General features: G+C 61.0%; 16 protein-coding genes. 7 read left to right on the top strand and 9 right to left on the bottom strand.

What is annotated here, in order from left to right; genetic code table 11:
• Window positions 1–84 precede the first annotated feature (84 nt).
• The 5 genes from AC3IX1_RS25310 to exaC all read right to left on the bottom strand — a co-directional run bounded on the left by AC3IX1_RS25310 (window position 85) and on the right by exaC (window position 6,090).
• Window positions 85–546, bottom strand: coding sequence for a GNAT family N-acetyltransferase (locus AC3IX1_RS25310; protein WP_007990572.1), 462 nt, complete (start codon window positions 544–546; stop codon window positions 85–87).
• A 114-nt stretch (window positions 547–660) separates the two neighbouring features.
• Window positions 661–1,485 carry an ethanolamine ammonia-lyase subunit EutC gene (eutC, locus tag AC3IX1_RS25305; protein WP_489386234.1) on the bottom strand — a complete coding sequence of 275 codons (825 nt, stop codon included), beginning with the start codon at window positions 1,483–1,485 and terminating at the stop codon, window positions 661–663.
• Between the two features lie 8 nt (window positions 1,486–1,493).
• Window positions 1,494–2,888, bottom strand: a complete 1,395-nt coding sequence (locus AC3IX1_RS25300; RefSeq protein WP_489386233.1) for an ethanolamine ammonia-lyase subunit EutB — start codon at window positions 2,886–2,888, stop codon at window positions 1,494–1,496.
• A 107-nt stretch (window positions 2,889–2,995) separates the two neighbouring features.
• Window positions 2,996–4,369, bottom strand: coding sequence for an ethanolamine permease (gene eat, locus AC3IX1_RS25295; protein ID WP_150726942.1), 1,374 nt, complete (start codon window positions 4,367–4,369; stop codon window positions 2,996–2,998).
• Between the two features lie 200 nt (window positions 4,370–4,569).
• On the bottom strand, window positions 4,570–6,090 hold the full coding sequence (gene exaC, locus AC3IX1_RS25290) for an acetaldehyde dehydrogenase ExaC (protein ID WP_095941965.1): 1,521 nt from the start codon (window positions 6,088–6,090) through the stop codon (window positions 4,570–4,572).
• A 299-nt stretch (window positions 6,091–6,389) separates the two neighbouring features.
• Between exaC and AC3IX1_RS25285 the strand changes: the two genes are divergently transcribed.
• The 4 genes from AC3IX1_RS25285 to AC3IX1_RS25270 all read left to right on the top strand — a co-directional run bounded on the left by AC3IX1_RS25285 (window position 6,390) and on the right by AC3IX1_RS25270 (window position 10,706).
• A complete protein-coding gene (locus AC3IX1_RS25285; RefSeq protein ID WP_489386232.1) occupies window positions 6,390–8,306 on the top strand; it encodes a sigma-54-dependent Fis family transcriptional regulator in 1,917 nt (638 codons plus the stop codon).
• Between the two features lie 144 nt (window positions 8,307–8,450).
• A complete protein-coding gene (gene mpl / locus AC3IX1_RS25280; RefSeq protein ID WP_489386231.1) occupies window positions 8,451–9,800 on the top strand; it encodes a UDP-N-acetylmuramate:L-alanyl-gamma-D-glutamyl-meso-diaminopimelate ligase in 1,350 nt (449 codons plus the stop codon).
• Window positions 9,797–10,429 (top strand): flavin prenyltransferase UbiX, encoded by a 633-nt coding sequence (ubiX, locus tag AC3IX1_RS25275; RefSeq protein ID WP_489386230.1) that lies wholly within the window; start codon window positions 9,797–9,799, stop codon window positions 10,427–10,429. Before mpl ends, ubiX begins: the two co-directional genes overlap by 4 nt.
• Complete coding sequence (locus AC3IX1_RS25270) at window positions 10,422–10,706, top strand: YceK/YidQ family lipoprotein (protein WP_046041669.1); 285 nt, start codon at window positions 10,422–10,424, stop codon at window positions 10,704–10,706. Before ubiX ends, AC3IX1_RS25270 begins: the two co-directional genes overlap by 8 nt.
• Window positions 10,707–10,858: 152 nt before the next feature.
• Here the strand turns inward: AC3IX1_RS25270 and AC3IX1_RS25265 are convergent, their stop codons facing one another.
• The 3 genes from AC3IX1_RS25265 to AC3IX1_RS25255 all read right to left on the bottom strand — a co-directional run bounded on the left by AC3IX1_RS25265 (window position 10,859) and on the right by AC3IX1_RS25255 (window position 13,817).
• Entirely contained in the window at window positions 10,859–11,500 is a 642-nt protein-coding gene (locus tag AC3IX1_RS25265; protein ID WP_489386229.1) for an oxidoreductase, read from the bottom strand.
• Between the two features lie 27 nt (window positions 11,501–11,527).
• Complete coding sequence (locus AC3IX1_RS25260) at window positions 11,528–13,246, bottom strand: C13 family peptidase (protein ID WP_489386228.1); 1,719 nt, start codon at window positions 13,244–13,246, stop codon at window positions 11,528–11,530.
• Window positions 13,247–13,361: 115 nt separating this feature from the next.
• Window positions 13,362–13,817, bottom strand: coding sequence for a MaoC family dehydratase (locus tag AC3IX1_RS25255; RefSeq protein ID WP_046041672.1), 456 nt, complete (start codon window positions 13,815–13,817; stop codon window positions 13,362–13,364).
• A 193-nt stretch (window positions 13,818–14,010) separates the two neighbouring features.
• On the opposite strand from AC3IX1_RS25255, the gene AC3IX1_RS25250 reads away from it, so the two are divergent.
• The 3 genes from AC3IX1_RS25250 to AC3IX1_RS25240 are packed head-to-tail and all read left to right on the top strand — an operon-like array spanning window position 14,011 to window position 15,687.
• Window positions 14,011–14,373: a CidA/LrgA family protein gene (locus tag AC3IX1_RS25250; protein ID WP_489386227.1), complete on the top strand. Its 363-nt coding sequence runs from the start codon at window positions 14,011–14,013 to the stop codon at window positions 14,371–14,373.
• Window positions 14,370–15,086 carry an LrgB family protein gene (locus tag AC3IX1_RS25245; RefSeq protein ID WP_489386226.1) on the top strand — a complete coding sequence of 239 codons (717 nt, stop codon included), beginning with the start codon at window positions 14,370–14,372 and terminating at the stop codon, window positions 15,084–15,086. Before AC3IX1_RS25250 ends, AC3IX1_RS25245 begins: the two co-directional genes overlap by 4 nt.
• Window positions 15,087–15,096: 10 nt before the next feature.
• Window positions 15,097–15,687 carry an LON peptidase substrate-binding domain-containing protein gene (locus tag AC3IX1_RS25240; protein WP_007998442.1) on the top strand — a complete coding sequence of 197 codons (591 nt, stop codon included), beginning with the start codon at window positions 15,097–15,099 and terminating at the stop codon, window positions 15,685–15,687.
• Between the two features lie 6 nt (window positions 15,688–15,693).
• Here the strand turns inward: AC3IX1_RS25240 and AC3IX1_RS25235 are convergent, their stop codons facing one another.
• Entirely contained in the window at window positions 15,694–17,010 is a 1,317-nt protein-coding gene (locus tag AC3IX1_RS25235) for a bifunctional DedA family/phosphatase PAP2 family protein (RefSeq protein ID WP_489386225.1), read from the bottom strand.
• Window positions 17,011–17,102: the final 92 nt, after the last annotated feature.

Raw genomic sequence — 17,102 nt, 5'->3', positions numbered from 1 at the left:
TGGGAGCGAGCCTGCTCGCGATGCCGTTGCCTCGTTGGACCAGTGTAATCCGATCGATGCCATCGCGAGCAGGGTGCAGGTGATTCAGAGTTCGTCGCTGATCGGCAGCACATAGTTCTTGAATTCGGTGTCTTCCTTGAATCCGATGGACTCGTAGGTTTTCTGCGCGACTTCGTTGTTGCTGCTGGTGGAAACACGCATGCGCACGGCATTGGTTTCCTTGGCCATTTTTTTGGCGGTGCGGATCAGGTTGTCGGCCACCAACTGGCGGCGGGCGTCCTCGGCGACATAAATATCGTTGAGGATCCACACGCGCTTGAGCGAAAGCGAGGAGAAACTCGGGTACAGCTGACAGAAACCCATCAGTTTGTTGCTGTCGTCATCGGACAGCGCCAGGTAGATCACCGATTCCTTGCGACGCAGGCGTTTTTCGAGGAACGCCCGGGACGAGTCCGGATACGGCAGGGAACCATAAAACTCGCGATATTTGACGAACAACGGGGTCAGCAGGTCCAGGTGTTCGAGGGTCGCTTGAATAATCCGCATGGTAGGTCTCGTCTTCAAGTGGCTGTCTTACGTCTCTGACGGCGATGGGAAACCCTTGGCGGCCGCGCAACGATCCTGCCTGAAACTGGTACGAATGTGCAATGAGGGCGCGGTTCAGGCATTCGGCGGACCGAGCAGGAAATTACCTTTCATATCGGCTCCCGCGTCCGACTCCAGTGTCTGAACCTGTGCTTCATCCTTCAGATTGACCCCTGACAACTGCCGCCGGCAGGCTTCGCGCATCAAGTAAAGCAAACGGTGTGCCGCCATACCGTAGCTCAAGCCTTCAAGCCGCACGTTGGATATGCAATTACGGTAGGCATCGGTAAGGCCGACCTTGGGATTGTAGGTGAAATATAAACCCAGGCTGTCCGGAGAGCTGAGGCCTGGGCGTTCGCCGATGAGGATCACGGTCATTTTTGCGCCAAGCAGCTCACCGATCTCATCGGCGACGGCCACCCGGCCCTGTTCCACGAGTATGACTGGTGCAACAGTCCAGCTGTCGCCGGCCATTTGCTCTTCGAATCGCGCCAGAAACGGCAGGGTATGGCGATGAACGGCCAGTGCCGACAGGCCGTCGGCGACCACGATCACCAGGTCCACGCCTCCCGGATGGGCCGCTGCGTAGTCACGCAGGGTCTGCGCCGAGGCATCACTGAGTTTTCGCCCCAGGTCGGGGCGTTGCAGGTACGTGTTGCGATCCGTCGCCGCGCTGTGCAGCAAAAGACACTGGCGATCACGTTCGACCAATTGCGCGCTGAGGGAGGCATGGTCAAACGGCAAGTGCACCGCATCCCGCGCCTGAGCGTGGGCGTACTGGAAGTCCAGTTGTGCGCGGGTGGGAATGCTGGTGCCGGTGCGGCCCAGAGCGATTCGCGCCGGCGTCAGGCGTCGTAGTTCCAGCCAAGGGTTGTGTGGATCGAAGGGTAGTTTGTCCATGTCAATGCTCATCCCAGTTGCGCCAGGGCCTGCCGGAAGGCTGGCGGCAGGCTGTCGCCGAACAGAACCCTGCCATCGGCTTGAGTGAAGATGCCCATTTTCGCCAGCCACTGTTCGAATTCCGGTGCGGGCTTCAGGCCCAGGGTCTGCCGGGCGTAGAGCGCATCGTGGAACGAGGTGGTCTGGTAGTTGAGCATGATGTCGTCGGAGCCGGGGATGCCCATGATGAAGTTGATCCCGGCGACGCCCAGCAGGGTCAGCAAGGTGTCCATGTCATCCTGGTCGGCTTCGGCGTGGTTGGTGTAGCAGATGTCGCAACCCATGGGCACACCGAGCAATTTGCCGCAGAAATGGTCTTCCAGGCCGGCGCGGATGATCTGTTTGCCGTTGTACAGGTATTCCGGGCCGATGAAACCGACGACGGTATTCACCAGAAAGGGCTTGAAATGCCGCGCTACGGCGTAGGCCCGGGTTTCGCAGGTTTGCTGATCGACGCCGTGATGGGCGTTGGCCGACAAGGCGCTGCCCTGGCCGGTTTCGAAATACATCAGGTTCTGGCCCAGCGTGCCGCGATTGAGGCTCAATCCGGCGTCGTAACCTTCCTGCAATATATTGAGGTTGATACCGAAACTGGCGTTGGCCGCTTCGGTGCCGGCGATCGACTGGAACACCAGGTCCAATGGCACGCCGCGGTTGACCGCTTCGATCGACGTGGTGACGTGGGTCAGTACGCAAGCCTGGGTCGGGATTTCGTAGCGCTGGATGATCGCGTCGAGCATCTCCAGCATGGCGCAGATCGAGGCGATGCTGTCGGTGGCCGGGTTGATGCCGATCATGGCATCGCCGTTGCCGTGCAGCAGGCCGTCGAGAATGCTTGCGGCGATACCGGCCGGTTCGTCGGTGGGGTGATTCGGTTGCAAGCGCGTGGACAGTCGACCGCGCAGGCCCAGGGTGCCGCGAAACTGCGTGACCACGCGGATTTTTTGCGCCACCAGCACCAGATCCTGCACGCGCATGATCTTCGACACGGCGGCGGCCATTTCCGGAGTCAGGCCGGGGGCGAGGGCGCGCAGGACCTGCTCGTCGGCGGCATCGCTGAGCAGCCAGTCGCGAAAGCCGCCGACAGTGAGATGGCTGACAACCGCGAAGGCTTGTTTGTCGTGGGTGTCGATGATCAGTCGGGTGACTTCATCGGACTCATAGGGAATCAACGCTTCTTGCAGGAAGTGAGATAGCGGAATGTCGGCCAAAGTCATCTGTGCCGCGACACGCTCGCCGTCATTGAGGGCTGCGACGCCGGCCAGAAAATCCCCGGAGCGCGCCGGGCTGGCCTTGGCCATTACATCCTTGAGGCTGTCGAAGCGATAGGTCTGGGCGCCGACGGAATGGGCATATACGGCCATGGGGCGGGGGCCTCCTGATCAATTCAAAAATTCGATCCGCTTTTCTGTGGGAGCTGCATGCACTTCAATAATGCAGGCGCCAGGCTCGTGGCCCGGCGCCGGTGCATTTAGATACCTTCGAGCATAGCGTCTGCCGGTGCCTCGGAACGTTGCTTGGCGGTCAACTGGAAGTACAGGTAGCCGGCAACCATGAAACCGAGGAAAACCAGGCCGATCACGGTGTTGAACCATGCCATCGCCACCAGGCACACCACCGCCAGGAACAGCGCGATCCCCGGCACGATCGGATAGCCCGGCGCGCGGAAGGTGCGCTCCAGGTTCGGTTCGGTCTTACGCAGCTTGAACAGGCTCAGCATACTGATGATGTACATCACGATGGCGCCGAATACCGACATGGTGATCATCGCCGCCGTCAGGGTCATGCCTTGCAGGTTTATCAGGCCGTCGCTGTAGATCGCCGCGATGCCGATCACGCCGCCGGCCAGAATCGCCCGATGCGGGGTCTGGAAGCGCGAGAGTTTGGCCAGCCCTTTGGGCAGGTAACCGGCGCGAGCCAGGGCGAAGAACTGCCGGGAATAGCCAAGAATGATCCCGTGGAAACTTGCCACCAGACCGAACAGGCCGATCCATACCAGCATGTGCATCCAGGTCGAATTATCGCCGACCACGGCTTTCATCGCCTGGGGCAGCGGATCGTTGATGTTCGACAGTTGACGCCAGTCGCCGACGCCGCCCGCCATCACCATCACGCCGATGGCCAGGAACACCAGGGTCAGAATGCCGCTGACATAGGCCCTGGGGATCGTGCGTTTCGGGTCCTTGGCTTCCTCGGCGGCCATGGCCGCGCCTTCGATGGCGAGGAAGAACCAGATCGCAAAGGGGATCGCCGCAAAGATCCCGGGAATCGAGCCCATCGTGAACTCGTTTGACCCCGACCAGCCATTGAGTACGAAGTTACTGAAGCTGAAGCCCGGGGCGACCACGCCCATGAACACCAGCAATTCGGCGACCGCCAGCACGGTGACCACCAGTTCGAAGGTGGCCGCGATGCTGACGCCGAGGATATTCAGGCCCATGAACACGAAATAGGCGCCAACGGCGGCGATCTTCGGGTCCAGCTCCGGGTATTGCACGTTGAGGTAGGCGCCGATGGCCATGGCGATGGCCGGTGGTGCAAAGACGAATTCGATCAGGGTGGCGATGCCGGCGATCAACCCGCCTTTCTCACCAAAGGCCCGGCGGCTGTAGGCAAACGGCCCGCCAGCGTGGGGAATCGCAGTAGTCAGTTCGGTAAAACTGAAGATGAAGCAGGTGTACATCGTCGCCACCATCAGCGCGGTGACGAGAAAACCCAGCGTGCCTGCGGTGCCCCAGCCGTAACTCCAGCCGAAGTACTCGCCGGAAATCACCAGGCCGACGGCAATGCCCCATAGATGCAGGGTGCCGAGTGTGGGTTTGAGCTGTGTGGAAGAAGTAGTCATAAGTCCTCTCTAGTTTTTATTGTTCGATCTTTTGGACTTTCGGGTGTGACGGGTTGGGTGAAATTCCTGAATGACGGGTACGCAAGGCCCGTGCCAGAGCGGCCAGCCTTTGTGTGCTGTCATTGAGGACGCCATCGCGGGCTTGCCCGCGATGACTGACTGAAGGGCGACACAGAATTTCCTGCGTCGCCCCCGGTTTTTTAGAAGAAGCCCAGCGGATTGATGTCGTAGCTCACCAGCAGGTTTTTGGTCTGCTGATAGTGGTCGAGCATCATCTTGTGGGTTTCACGGCCGACGCCGGACTTCTTGTAGCCACCGAACGCGGCGTGCGCCGGGTACAGGTGGTAGCAGTTGGTCCACACCCGACCGGCCTTGATGGCGCGGCCCATGCGGTAGGCGCGGTTGATGTCGCGGGTCCAGAGACCGGCGCCCAGGCCGAACTCGGTGTCGTTGGCGATGGCCAGGGCTTCGGCTTCGTCCTTGAAGGTGGTGATGCTCACCACCGGGCCGAAGATTTCTTCCTGGAACACGCGCATTTTGTTGGTGCCCTTGAGCAGCGTCGGCTGGATGTAATAGCCACTTGCCAGGTTGCCCTCGAGTTTTTCCACCTTGCCGCCGGTCAGCAGTTCGGCGCCTTCGCCCTTGGCGATTTCCAGGTACGAAAGGATCTTGTCGAATTGCTGCTCGGACGCTTGGGCGCCAACCATGGTGTCGGTGTCCAGCGGGTCGCCACGTTTGATTTGCAGGACCTTCTTCATCACCACTTGCATGAATTCGTCGTAGATCGACTCTTGTACCAGCGCCCGGGAAGGGCAGGTGCAGACTTCGCCCTGGTTGAAGAACGCCAGTACCAGGCCTTCAGCGGCTTTTTCAATGAAGGACGGTTCGGCCTTCATGATGTCTTCGAAGAAGATGTTCGGCGACTTGCCGCCCAGTTCCACGGTGGACGGAATGATGTTTTCCGCCGCGCATTTCATGATGTGCGAGCCGACCGGAGTCGAGCCGGTGAAGGCAATCTTGGCGATGCGCTTGCTGGTGGCCAGGGCTTCGCCCGCTTCGCGACCGAAACCCTGGACGATGTTCAGCACACCCGGTGGCAGCAGGTCGCCGATCAGCTCCATCAGCACGGTAATGCCCAGCGGGGTTTGCTCGGCAGGCTTGAGTACCACGCAGTTGCCGGCGGCGAGAGCCGGGGCGAGTTTCCAGGCGGCCATCAGGATCGGGAAGTTCCACGGAATGATCTGCCCGACCACGCCCAGCGGTTCATGGATGTGATAGGCCACGGTGTTGCCATCAATCTCGGCGGCACTGCCTTCCTGGGCGCGGATGCAACCGGCGAAGTAGCGGAAGTGGTCGGCGGCCAGCGGGATGTCGGCGTTGAGGGTTTCACGCACGGCTTTGCCGTTGTCCCAGGATTCGGTGATTGCCAGCAGTTCGAGGTTCTGTTCGATGCGGTCGGCGATTTTCAGCAGCACCAGCGAGCGTGCCTGGGCGGAAGTGGCGCCCCAGGCATCGGCCGCCGCGTGGGCAGCGTCCAGGGCCTTGTCGATGTCTTCGGCCGTGGAACGGGGGAATTCGGCAATCGGTTGGCCATTTACTGGCGAGGTATTGGTGAAGTACTGACCTTTGACAGGCGCGACGAACTCGCCGCCGATGTAGTTACCGTATTTGGCTTTGAACGAAACGATAGCGCCTTCAGTACCGGGGTGAGCGTAACGCATGGTGGTCTCTCCTTGCTTTTGTGCTTATAGGGAGTCGCGCATGTGCGCTTGCTTTAAGCGTAGAGCAAGGGCCGGGCCAGTGCCTCGCATGTCAGGTAAATCAAGGCCTTGCGAGGTTTTTGTCGGACGGGCGGGCAGCGCCTGTGACGCTTTCGGTACAGCCCTGGTGACACTTTGTACCGTTTTTGGCACGGCTTGTGACCAACCGGTCTTGCGGGCATTGCAATGCGGGCCGGGCTGGAGGATGCTCGGCATCACCTCATGCACGGGACGCCGAGCCCCGGGGAGAATAATAAGAAATGCACGACAACCATTTGAGTCGCCATGCCCAGCAAGTATTGACCGTGACTCAGGGCAAGACCCACCTGCACGGTCCTGGCAGTGATCCGTCCATCGCCCGTTCCTGGCTGCGCTGCCTTGAGGACTATCACCTCGATCCGGCCCTGAGCATCGCGCCGACGGTACTGGAACATGGCCGTGTCCTGGAAAGCCGCGAACGCTTGCAGCAAGTGCTGCACATCGCCGGCAATGAAATGACCAGCCTGCATCAACAACTCTCCGGCGCCGGCCATGCCGTGCTGCTGACCGACGCCCGCGGCGTGATCCTCAACTGTGTCACCGCGCCCGCCGAACGACAGATTTTCGAACGCGCCGGCCTTTGGCTCGGTGCCGACTGGAGCGAGGCCTGCGAAGGCACCAATGGCATCGGCACCTGTCTGGTGGAGCGTCAGTCGCTGACCATCCATCAGGACGAACACTTTCGCGGCCGCCACACCGGCCTGACCTGCTCGGCGAGCCCGGTCTTCGATCCCCATGGCGAATTGCTGGCGGTACTCGACGTGTCGTCGGCGCGGCGCGATGTGTCGCGGCAAAGCCAGTTCCACACCATGGCGCTGGTCAATCTGTCGGCGAAGATGATCGAGAGCTGCTACTTCCTGCGCTGTTTCGACAACCAATGGTTGCTGCGTTTTCACTTGCAGGCCGAGTCCGTCGGTTTGTTCAGCGAAGGGTTGCTGGCGTTCGACGGGGAAGGGCGCATTTGCGCGGTCAACCAGAGTGCGCTGAACCTGCTGGGGCATATTCGCGGCGGCTTGCTTGGTAAGCCGGTTGAGGCGTTTTTCGATTGCTCGCTCGATGAGTTGCTCGGTCGCGCGAGCACCAATGCCGCCGCCAGTTGGCCGTTGCGCACCCGGGATGGTCGCAAGCTGTTCGCGGTATTGCGCGGTGAGGCACGGCGGCCGCTGCCGATTCCGATGGTGCCAGCGGCCAGGGTTGCACAAGCACCGCGCCTGTCGGGCATTTGCCTGGATGACGCGACGTTGCAGGTGGACTTCCGCAAGGCCTTGCGCGTCTACGAACGCGACGTGCCGTTGCTGATCAACGGCGAAACCGGGTCCGGCAAGGAGGCCTTTGCCAAAGCGGTGCACCACGCCAGCCAGCGGGCGGAGAAAGCCTTTGTCGCCCTCAACTGCGCGGCCATTCCCGAAAGCCTGATCGAAAGCGAGCTGTTCGGATATCGCGGCGGCAGCTTTACCGGTGCGCGCAAGGAGGGCATGCGCGGCAAGTTGCAACAGGCCGATGGCGGCACGTTGTTCCTCGATGAAATCGGTGACATGCCACTGGCCATGCAGACGCGCTTGCTGAGGGTGCTGGAAGACCGGCAAGTGGTGCCGATCGGTGGCGAACCGGAAGCGGTGAATGTGCGGATCATCAGTGCCACTCACCGTAACTTGCTGGATCGTGTGCAGGACGGCAGCTTCCGTGAGGATTTGTATTACCGGCTCAACGGGCTGGAAGTCGCGTTGCCGGCCTTGCGTGATCGTAGCGACAAATCCCGGTTGCTCGATTTTTTGCTGGCCGAGGAGGCGGGCGCAGAAACCGTGTTGATCGACGGGCCGGCGCGGGAGGCCTTATTGGGGTTCGCCTGGCCGGGCAACGTGCGGCAGTTGCGAAATGTGCTGCGTACGTTGGCGGCGTTGTGTGAAGGCGGGCGGATCGGGCTGGAGGATTTGCCGGCGATGATTCGTTCGGCCAGGCCGGCGGTGGCGCAGGCTATCGAGGAACCATCGGAGCGTCCGCTGGAAGATGCCGAGCGGCTGGCGTTGCTCAATGCGCTGGAGCAGACGCGCTGGCACATGACGCATACGGCGGAGCAGTTGGGGGTCAGTCGCAATACCCTTTACAGGAAGCTGCGTAAACACGGGATTGCCCGGTAAACCGAGTCGTGGCCTTTCGCGAGCAGGCTCGCTCCCACAGGGACTGCGCAGTCCTTGTGGGAGCGGGCGCCTTCAGATCTGAAACATCAGGTGCGATTTTCCCCTCCCTAAGCTAACCTGCGGCCATGTTTTACGAGGTCGACTATGCACATTCATATTCTTGGTATCTGCGGCACTTTCATGGGGTCAATGGCAGTTCTGGCCAAAGAGCTGGGCCATCACGTGACGGGCTCCGATGCCAACGTCTATCCGCCGATGAGCACTCAGCTGCAAGCCCAGGGCATCGAATTGACCCAAGGCTACGACCCGGCGCAACTCGATCCGGCGCCTGATCTGGTGGTGATCGGCAATGCCATGTCCCGGGGCAATCCGGCTGTGGAGTACGTGCTGAACAAAGGCCTGCCCTACGTCTCCGGCCCGCAATGGCTGGCCGATCACGTGCTGCAAGGTCGTTGGGTGCTGGCGGTTGCCGGTACGCACGGCAAGACCACCACCAGCAGCATGCTGGCCTGGGTGCTGGAACACGCGGGCATGAGCCCCGGCTTCCTGATCGGCGGCGTACCGCAGAATTTCTCGGTGTCGGCGCGCCTGGGCGATACGCCGTTCTTCGTCATCGAAGCCGATGAGTACGACAGCGCGTTCTTCGACAAGCGCTCCAAGTTCGTGCATTACCGCCCGCGCACGGCCATCCTGAACAACCTGGAGTTCGATCACGCGGACATTTTCCCGGACCTGCCGGCCATCGAGCGGCAGTTCCATCACTTGGTGCGGACTATCCCGAGCGAAGGCCTGGTGATTCATCCGACCACTGAGCCGGCCTTGCTGCGCGTTATCGAGATGGGTTGCTGGACGCCGGTGCAAACCACTGGTGCCGGCGGTCAGTGGCAGGTCAAGCTGCTCAGTGAAGATGGCTCGAAGTTCGAAGTGATGTTCGAAGGCGTCGCCCAGGGCGTGGTCGAGTGGGACATGACTGGCCAGCACAATGTCGCCAACGCCCTGGCGACCCTGGCTGCCGCACGCCATGTCGGTGTGGTGCCGTCCATGGGTATCGCCGCGTTGAGCGCCTTCAAAAGCGTGAAGCGCCGGATGGAAAAAGTCGCGGAAGTGGGTGGCATCACCATTTATGACGACTTCGCTCACCATCCGACTGCCATCGCCACCACCCTCGACGGGCTGCGCAAACGCATTGGCGATGCACCGTTGATTGCAATCATCGAGCCGCGTTCCAACTCCATGAAGCTTGGGGCGCACCGAGACGGATTGCCGGAAAGCGTGGTCGATGCCGATCAGGTGATCTGGTACGCACCGGCCAACCTCGGTTGGGACCTGGCCGGCACCGCGACGCTGTGCACTGTGCCGTCGATTGTCAGCGATTCCCTGGAAGGCATCATCGAGCGCGTGAAGAGCCAGGCCCAACCCGGCACTCACGTGGTGATCATGAGTAACGGCGGCTTCGGCGGCCTGCATGGCAAACTGGCCGAGGCGCTCAAATGAACAACGGCCCGGACCGCATCACCCTGGCGATGACCGGCGCTTCAGGCGCCCAGTACGGTCTGCGTCTGCTCGACTGCCTGGTGCGGGAAGATCGTGAAGTGCACTTCCTGATTTCCAAGGCCGCGCAGTTGGTGATGGCCACCGAAACCGACGTCACGCTTCCATCCAAGCCGCAGATGATGCAGGCCTTCCTCACCGAATACACGGGGGCTGCCGCCGGGCAGATTCGGGTGTACGGCAAGGAAGACTGGATGTCTCCGGTGGCTTCGGGCTCCGGCTCCCCGGCGGCGATGGTGGTGGTGCCGTGCTCCACGGGCACGTTGTCGGCCATCGCCACGGGTGCTTGCAACAACCTGATCGAACGGGCCGCCGACGTGACGCTCAAAGAGCGTCGGCAGTTGATCCTGGTGCCCCGTGAAACGCCGTATTCGAGCATTCACCTTGAGCACATGCTCAAGTTGTCGAACATGGGCGTGACAATCCTGCCGGCATCTCCGGGCTTCTATCATCAGCCACAAACCATCGACGACCTGATCGATTTCGTCGTGGCGCGGATTCTCAACCTGCTGAATATTCCTCAGGACATGTTGCCGCGCTGGGGCGAGCATCATCTGACCAGCGATGAATAAGTTGCTGGTGATGGTGCTGGCACTGCAATTGGCCGGGTGCGCCACGGCGCGTACCCTCGATGCGGCCAAGCCGGGCGCGCCGGTGGTGTACTCGGGCACTCGCCTGGATTTGTATGCAATGAACGGTGGGTGCTGTGCGATGGACCGATTCGGCGCCGAAGCGCCGAGCTATCCGGGCGTTGATTTGCCGGCCAGTGCGTTGCTCGACACGCTGCTGTTGCCGTTGTCGTTGCTGACGGTGATAGGGGTGAGTTTTCAGGCGACGGGTGGATTGTAAGAGAGCGTTGTGGCGAGGGGGCTTGCCCCCGTTGGGCTGCGAAGCAGCCCCCAAAACCAGTCAACTCGATTTATCTGTTGCTCCGCACGCACAGGATTTACGACTGCTGCGCAGCCGCACGGGGGCAAGCCCCCTCGCCACAGGTCCGTGGATTACTTTCCGAGTTTGCGCAGCTCATCCGACTCGACAATCCTGACCCCGTCCTGTTCTTCCAGCGCCAGGCGCCACATCGCGCGAGCCAGTTGGCAGGCTTCGATTCCATGGTATTTACCAGGGATCAGCCGAGACAACGGGCCGGCGACTTTCTCGCCCAGTCGCGGTTCGGTGCGATCACCCAGCAACAGCGAAGGCCGGCAGATGGTCAGCTGTGGCCAGTCCTGCGCGCGCAGTGCGTACTCCATCTCGCCTTTGACCCGGTTGTAGAAAATCGAGGATCTGCGATCGGCTCCCAAAGCACTGATCACGATCAGGTGCCGTGCGCCCATCTCCCGTGCGCGTTTGGCAAAGGCCACGACCATGTCCAGGTCCACCGCGCGAAACGCCTGTTCGGAGCCGGCCTGCTTGATCGTGGTGCCAAGGCAGCAATAGGCGATATCGACCCGCCCGTTCAGTTGTGGCAGGAACGCCGTCGGGTCGCCGACCGGGTTTTCCAGGTGCGGATGCTCGGCCAGTGGCCGGCGTGAGGGGGCCAATACCCGGGTAATCGTTGGCTCGTTAAGCAGGCGATCAAGCAGATGTTCACCGGTCAGCCCGGTGGCTCCGGCAAGCAATACGTGCTGAGGCGTCAAGTACATAGTGTTTCTCCCTTGATACTATTCAGCTTAGTTGCTGTTTGCATCCTTGCTTTCGATGGACGCACTTTGCAGGGCTTTTCGTGCCTGCTGTTTACGCAGTAGTTGCCAATGTGAGAGGACGGTTTTCGGTGCCCAGATCTGTGGTTCGGACGCTTCGAAACCGTCCGCGAGCTCACGTTCGGCGACGCTGGCCTTGGTCAGTTTGAAGGCTTGTTCCAGGTCATCGGTCTGGTTCAGGGCCTGGGCGAACAGGGCATCGCCGAAGTAAGTGAAGTTGGCCTCCTCCGAGCAACCGAAGGACACTCGGTCGGCCCGCGAGGCCGTCATGATCAGGGTTCGTTCATCCTTGAGGGCGGGGATGAAACCGCCGGAGTAGCAGGACGAAATCACAATGATCTTGTCGCGGTTTTTCAACGGGGCGAGAACAGCGGCCAACTCGTCGGCTGGCAGATCGGCCAATTCCATGCGCGGCTGGTCAAGCACCAGTTCGTGTTCGCTGGTGCCGTGGCTGGTCAGGTAGATGAAAATCAGGTCTTCCGGACCGCTGCGTTCGGCCAGCCTCAGGGCAGCCCGGCGCAGGTTTTCCCGGGTAGCCATCGGGCGGTCGGCGAGGTGGTCACGATGGTTCACCAGGCGGATCTGGCCAAAAGTGCCGAAACGGGTAGTGAGCATGTTGGCGACGTAGTCGGATTCGCGCAGAAACACGCTTTGCTTGCCATCGCCGCCCAGGGTCAACGAATACAGTTCTACCGCCGCTGTCGAGGCTGGAATGTTGGCCAGCGCGGCGTCGAGCAGGCGCCCCTGGGCCAGAAGTCCGAGCTCCAGAGTATCGGGCAATAATTTGCCCTCGGTGTCGCGCACGCGCTGGCCGTTGACCCAGGTGCCGCTGAGCACGGTGCCATCGGTCAACACCAGTGTGCCGCGCCCCTGGTAACTGTCGTTGTCGAACTGGCCGGTGTAGAAGCTGCCGTCGGACAGGTTCAGCCGGCCCTGGCCGGAAAAGCGCCAGTCATTGAAATGGCCGATGTAGTGGCTGCCATCAGTGCCGATCAACTCGCCTTTGCCATTCAGCGAGCCTTCCTTGAACTGGCCCAGCCAGACATCGCCGTCGGCGTTTTCGTAGCGGCCCTTGCCGTGCAGTTGATTGTTCTTGAAGCCGCCGACATAGATGTCGCCGTCGGCGCTGTTGAAAGTCCCGTTGCCTTCCAGTTGGCCGTCGACGAAGTGCCCGGTGAACTGATTGCCGTTGCCGTCACCGCGCTGGCCTTCGCCATTGGGTTTGCCGTGGGCGAACTGGCCCTGATAGGAGCTGCCGTCTTCGAGTTCGAGGCGACCCAGGCCGGCGTATTGATCGGCCTTGAACTCTCCGCGATAGCTCATGCCGTTTTCTTTGAGGGTGCCTTCGCCGTTGCGCCGGCCGGCCTTGAAGCCGCCGCTGTAGCTGCTGGCGTTGGTGGTCAGTGCCCCCTGGCCGTCGAACAGGCCCTGATTGAACTGCCCGCGATAGACTTCGCCATTGCTGCCATGCCATTCGCCCTGGCCTTGCCACTGGCCTTTGTCGAATTCGCCGGCGTACCAGCTGCCGTTCGGGTAGTCGATACGCCCCTTGCCTTGCAGAAAACCATTGACCAGGTCACCGCGATAGCGTCCGCCGTCCGGCAGGCGTGCGTCGGGAGGCAATAGTGATTCGCCGTCGCCGCAAGCGGTGAGCATCAGGGTCAAGGCAAGGAGTGCAAGTGGGCGCATAGCGAATTCCGGGCAATTAGGCGAGGGAGTATGCCGCAGCTATGTGTCCTTAATATAGGGTGAGGTACTGCCAGAGGGCGCGAAACAGCAGGAGCTGCTTCGCATCCGACAAGGTTTATACGAAGCACAGGGACAGGGGTTCGGCGATGTACGCCGGTTTGTCCGAACCTTCGATTTCCAGGGTGGTGGTGGCCTTGAGCAGCCATTGGCCGGGTTTCTTCTCGATGACTTCGGTCAGGTCGACCTTCAGGCGCACTTTCGAGTTGACCTTGACCGGTTGGATGAAGCGCACGCTGTCGAGGCCGTAGTTGACTACCATCTTCAAGCCTTCGGGCATGACGAGGATGTCTTCCATCAGTTTTGGGATCAGCGACAACGACAGGAAGCCGTGAGCGATGGTGCTGCCAAATGGCGTTTGCGCGGCCTTGACCGGGTCGACGTGGATGAACTGAAAATCCCCTGTGGCTTCGGCGAACAGGTTGATGCGGTCCTGGTCGATGGTGAGCCATTCGGAACGTCCAAGTTCCTTGCCGACATAATCTTTGAGCTCTGCAACTGGAACATAGGGCATTGAGACTCTCCTTGGGTTTATCGGTTTTATGGTTTTGGCTTGCGGGGATCTGACCTCCCGGCTTACCACTTTAGATCAACATGGCCAAACGCTCCGGTCAACTGACCATGCTTTTGGCGAATGCCGGTCTATAGCGCGAGCATGCTTATAATGCCCTGCCAATGCGGGTGACGGATTTTGCGGGAGATCTTTGATGTTGTTACGGGGCCTGACGTGGCTGGTGCTGTTCCAATTGCTCGGCACTGCAATCAATCATTTGTTCTTGCCGGTGCTGCCGGGGCCGATTGTGGGCCTGCTGCTGTTGCTGGCGTACCTCATCTGTCGCGGACAGGTCGGCGAGCCGCTGAACCTGGCGGCCAGCAGCCTGCTGCGCTACCTACCGCTGTTGCTGGTACCGCCGGCCGTGGGTGTGATGGTTTATGCCGCTGACATCGCGGCGGACTTCTGGGCCATTGTCGGTGCGCTGGTGTTGTCGCTGCTGCTTTCCATGGCCTTCGCCGGGGTGCTGATGCAGCGCATGGTCAAGGGGCACGCTCACCCTGAGGACAACCAATGATTTTCGACTGGCACGGCGCCTGGACGTCGGTAATTCATCATCCGTTGTTTGGTATCGGCATTACTCTTGGCGCCTATCAACTCGTCCTGGCGGCATTCGAGAAAACCCGATGGATCTTTTTGCAGCCGGTGCTTGTCTCCATGTTGCTGGTGATCGGCGTGCTGGTGGGCTGCGGCCTGACCTACGCCGAGTACCGCAAGAGCACCGAGATTCTCAGCATCCTGCTCGGCCCGGCCACTGTCGCGCTGGCGGTGCCGCTTTATCTCAACCTGCGACGGATTCGGCAGTTGTTCTGGCCGATATTTACTACGCTGGTGATAGGTGGGGTGGTGGCCACGGGGATGGGCGTGTTGCTGGGCTGGTCGTTCGGTGCCGAGCACATGATCCTGATGACCATGGCGCCGAAATCGGTGACTTCGCCTATCGCTATGTTGGTGGCCGAGCAGATCGGTGGCGTCGCGGCGCTGGCAGCGGTGTTCGTCTTGATTACCGGCGTGATCGGGGCGATTTTCGGCCCGGGGTTGTTGACCCGGTTGGGCGTGCACAGCCCGGAAGCCAGGGGCATGGCGCTGGGCATGACGGCCCACGCGGTCGGCACGTCAGTGGCGTTGCAGGAAAGTGAAGAGTGCGGCGCCTTCGCGGCGCTGGCGATGAGTCTGATGGGTGTGGCCACGGCGGTGTTCCTGCCGTTGGCTGTGTCGATGGTGGTGTAAGGAATTGTCTATGAGTCTGCCGCTTTTTCCGCTCAATACAGTGCTGTTTCCAGGCTGCATCCTCGATTTGCAGATCTTCGAGGCGCGCTATCTGGACATGATCGGCCGCTGCATGAAGCAGGGCGGCGGCTTCGGCGTGGTGTGCATCCTTGATGGCGAAGAAGTCGGTATCGCCCCGGCGGGTTACGCCCTGGTCGGGTGTGAGGCGCTGATCACCGATTTCAAGCAGCAGGATAACGGCCTGCTGGGGATTCGGGTTCAGGGCGGACGGCGTTTCCATGTATTACGAACGGAAGTCCAGCGCGATCAGCTGACCGTCGCCGAGGTCGAGTGGCTGGAAGACGAACCCGAGCAACCCTTGCAGGACGAAGATGCCGACCTGGTTGCGTTGCTCAAGGCCTTGGCTGAGCACCCGATGGTCGAAGCGTTGAACATGGGCACTGAGGCGACCGGGCAACAATCACTGGCCAATCAATTGGCGTACCTGTTGCCTTTCGCGGAACTGGACAAGATCGACCTGCTGCAACTCGATGATCCGCAGCAACGACTGGATGCGATTCAGGCGTTGCTGGATGAGTTGCAGGGCGAACTGTTTGCCTGACTGCTGTCAGTACGCATACCGCAACATCGTATGCGGCAAATGCCGCAACACGAAGAAACCGAACAATGCCACCAAGGCTGGGAGCACCAGCCACCAGACCTTGGGCGGCAAGGCGTTGAGCGGTCCCTTGCGCTGGATCAGCCACAGGCTGGCCGCGCAGACACACGCCGCCAGCATTGCGCCGGCCAATACATCCGTCGGCCAATGCGCACCGAGGTAGACCCGCGAAAGCGAAATCGCTAGTGCGGGCAGGCAGCCCACCAACAGCCAGGTCAGACGCATCCTGGGCGGTTGCCCGCGGCCGGCCAATACGGCGAGGGTGAGGAACAGCGCGAATGACCCTGAAGCATGGCCGCTGGGCATGCTGTAGCTGGTCAGCGGGTCGGTCAACACTTCGGGGCGTACGCGGGCGAAAAAGTATTTGGTCGCGGTATTGGCCAGTGCCGTGAAGAGCAGCGTGCTGCCCGCGAAAATCGCGTGCCGCCATTGCCGCATCAGTAGCAGCAAACCGGTCAGCAGCGCACTGAACAGCAACATGTTGCGGAATTCGCCGATCAGCGTGAAGACCACCGCCACTTCATCCAGCATCGGGTTACGATGTTCCTGCACCAGCGTCATCACCCCTTGATCGAGTGCAGACAGGTGCGAATAACCGATAAACAGCCCCGCCAGAATCAGCAAGCTCATTCCCGTAATAAACAGCGTCGCCCGGCGATGTCGGCGCAGGCTGCTGGTCGCGCTCAAGCCGACCATCAGAGCAATGCTGCCGGCAACTAACCCGGCCTGGAGCCAGAAGCCTTCGGGCAACGGCAAGCGGATTGCCGCGCCCGTGGCCCAGCCAGGCATCAGATAAGCCACCGACCAACCGGCGCCGGCCAGCAGGCTGACAGCGAGGAAGCGCGGGAAAGGCATGTCGCACATGCCGGCTACCATCGGCAGCATTGGCCGCAGGGGGCCGATAAAACGCCCGACCAGCAGGCTGGCGATGCCGTAGCGCTGGAAGTATGACTCGGCCCCGGCGATCCATTCCGGATGATGGCGCAAGCCCGGCAAGCGCCGGATGTTCTGATGGAAGTGCCGCCCCAGAAAATACGAAATGACGTCGCCCAGCACTCCGGCGACGAAACCCAGCAAGAGCGTCTCGCTGAGCGTCAGCGCGCCACTGCCAGCCAGTACCGCCACGGCGAACAGCAACACCGTGCCGGGAACGATCAGCCCGGCAATCGCCAGGCATTCCACAAAGGCCACGATGAATACCGCTGCTGCCAGCCATTGCGGGTTGACCGCCAACCATCCGGTCACGCTATCGAGCCATTGGCCCATAAAAACCACTCCATCAAATGTTCAAATTTCTATTTGTAGGAGCGAGCCTGCTCGCGATAGCGCACTTTGAGTCAACAGTGATGTTGATTGTG

Source organism: Pseudomonas sp. KH_046_2 (assembly GCF_057838985.1).
The sequence above is the reverse complement of the archived record's forward strand: the minus strand, read 5'-3'. Positions and strand labels throughout refer to the sequence as shown.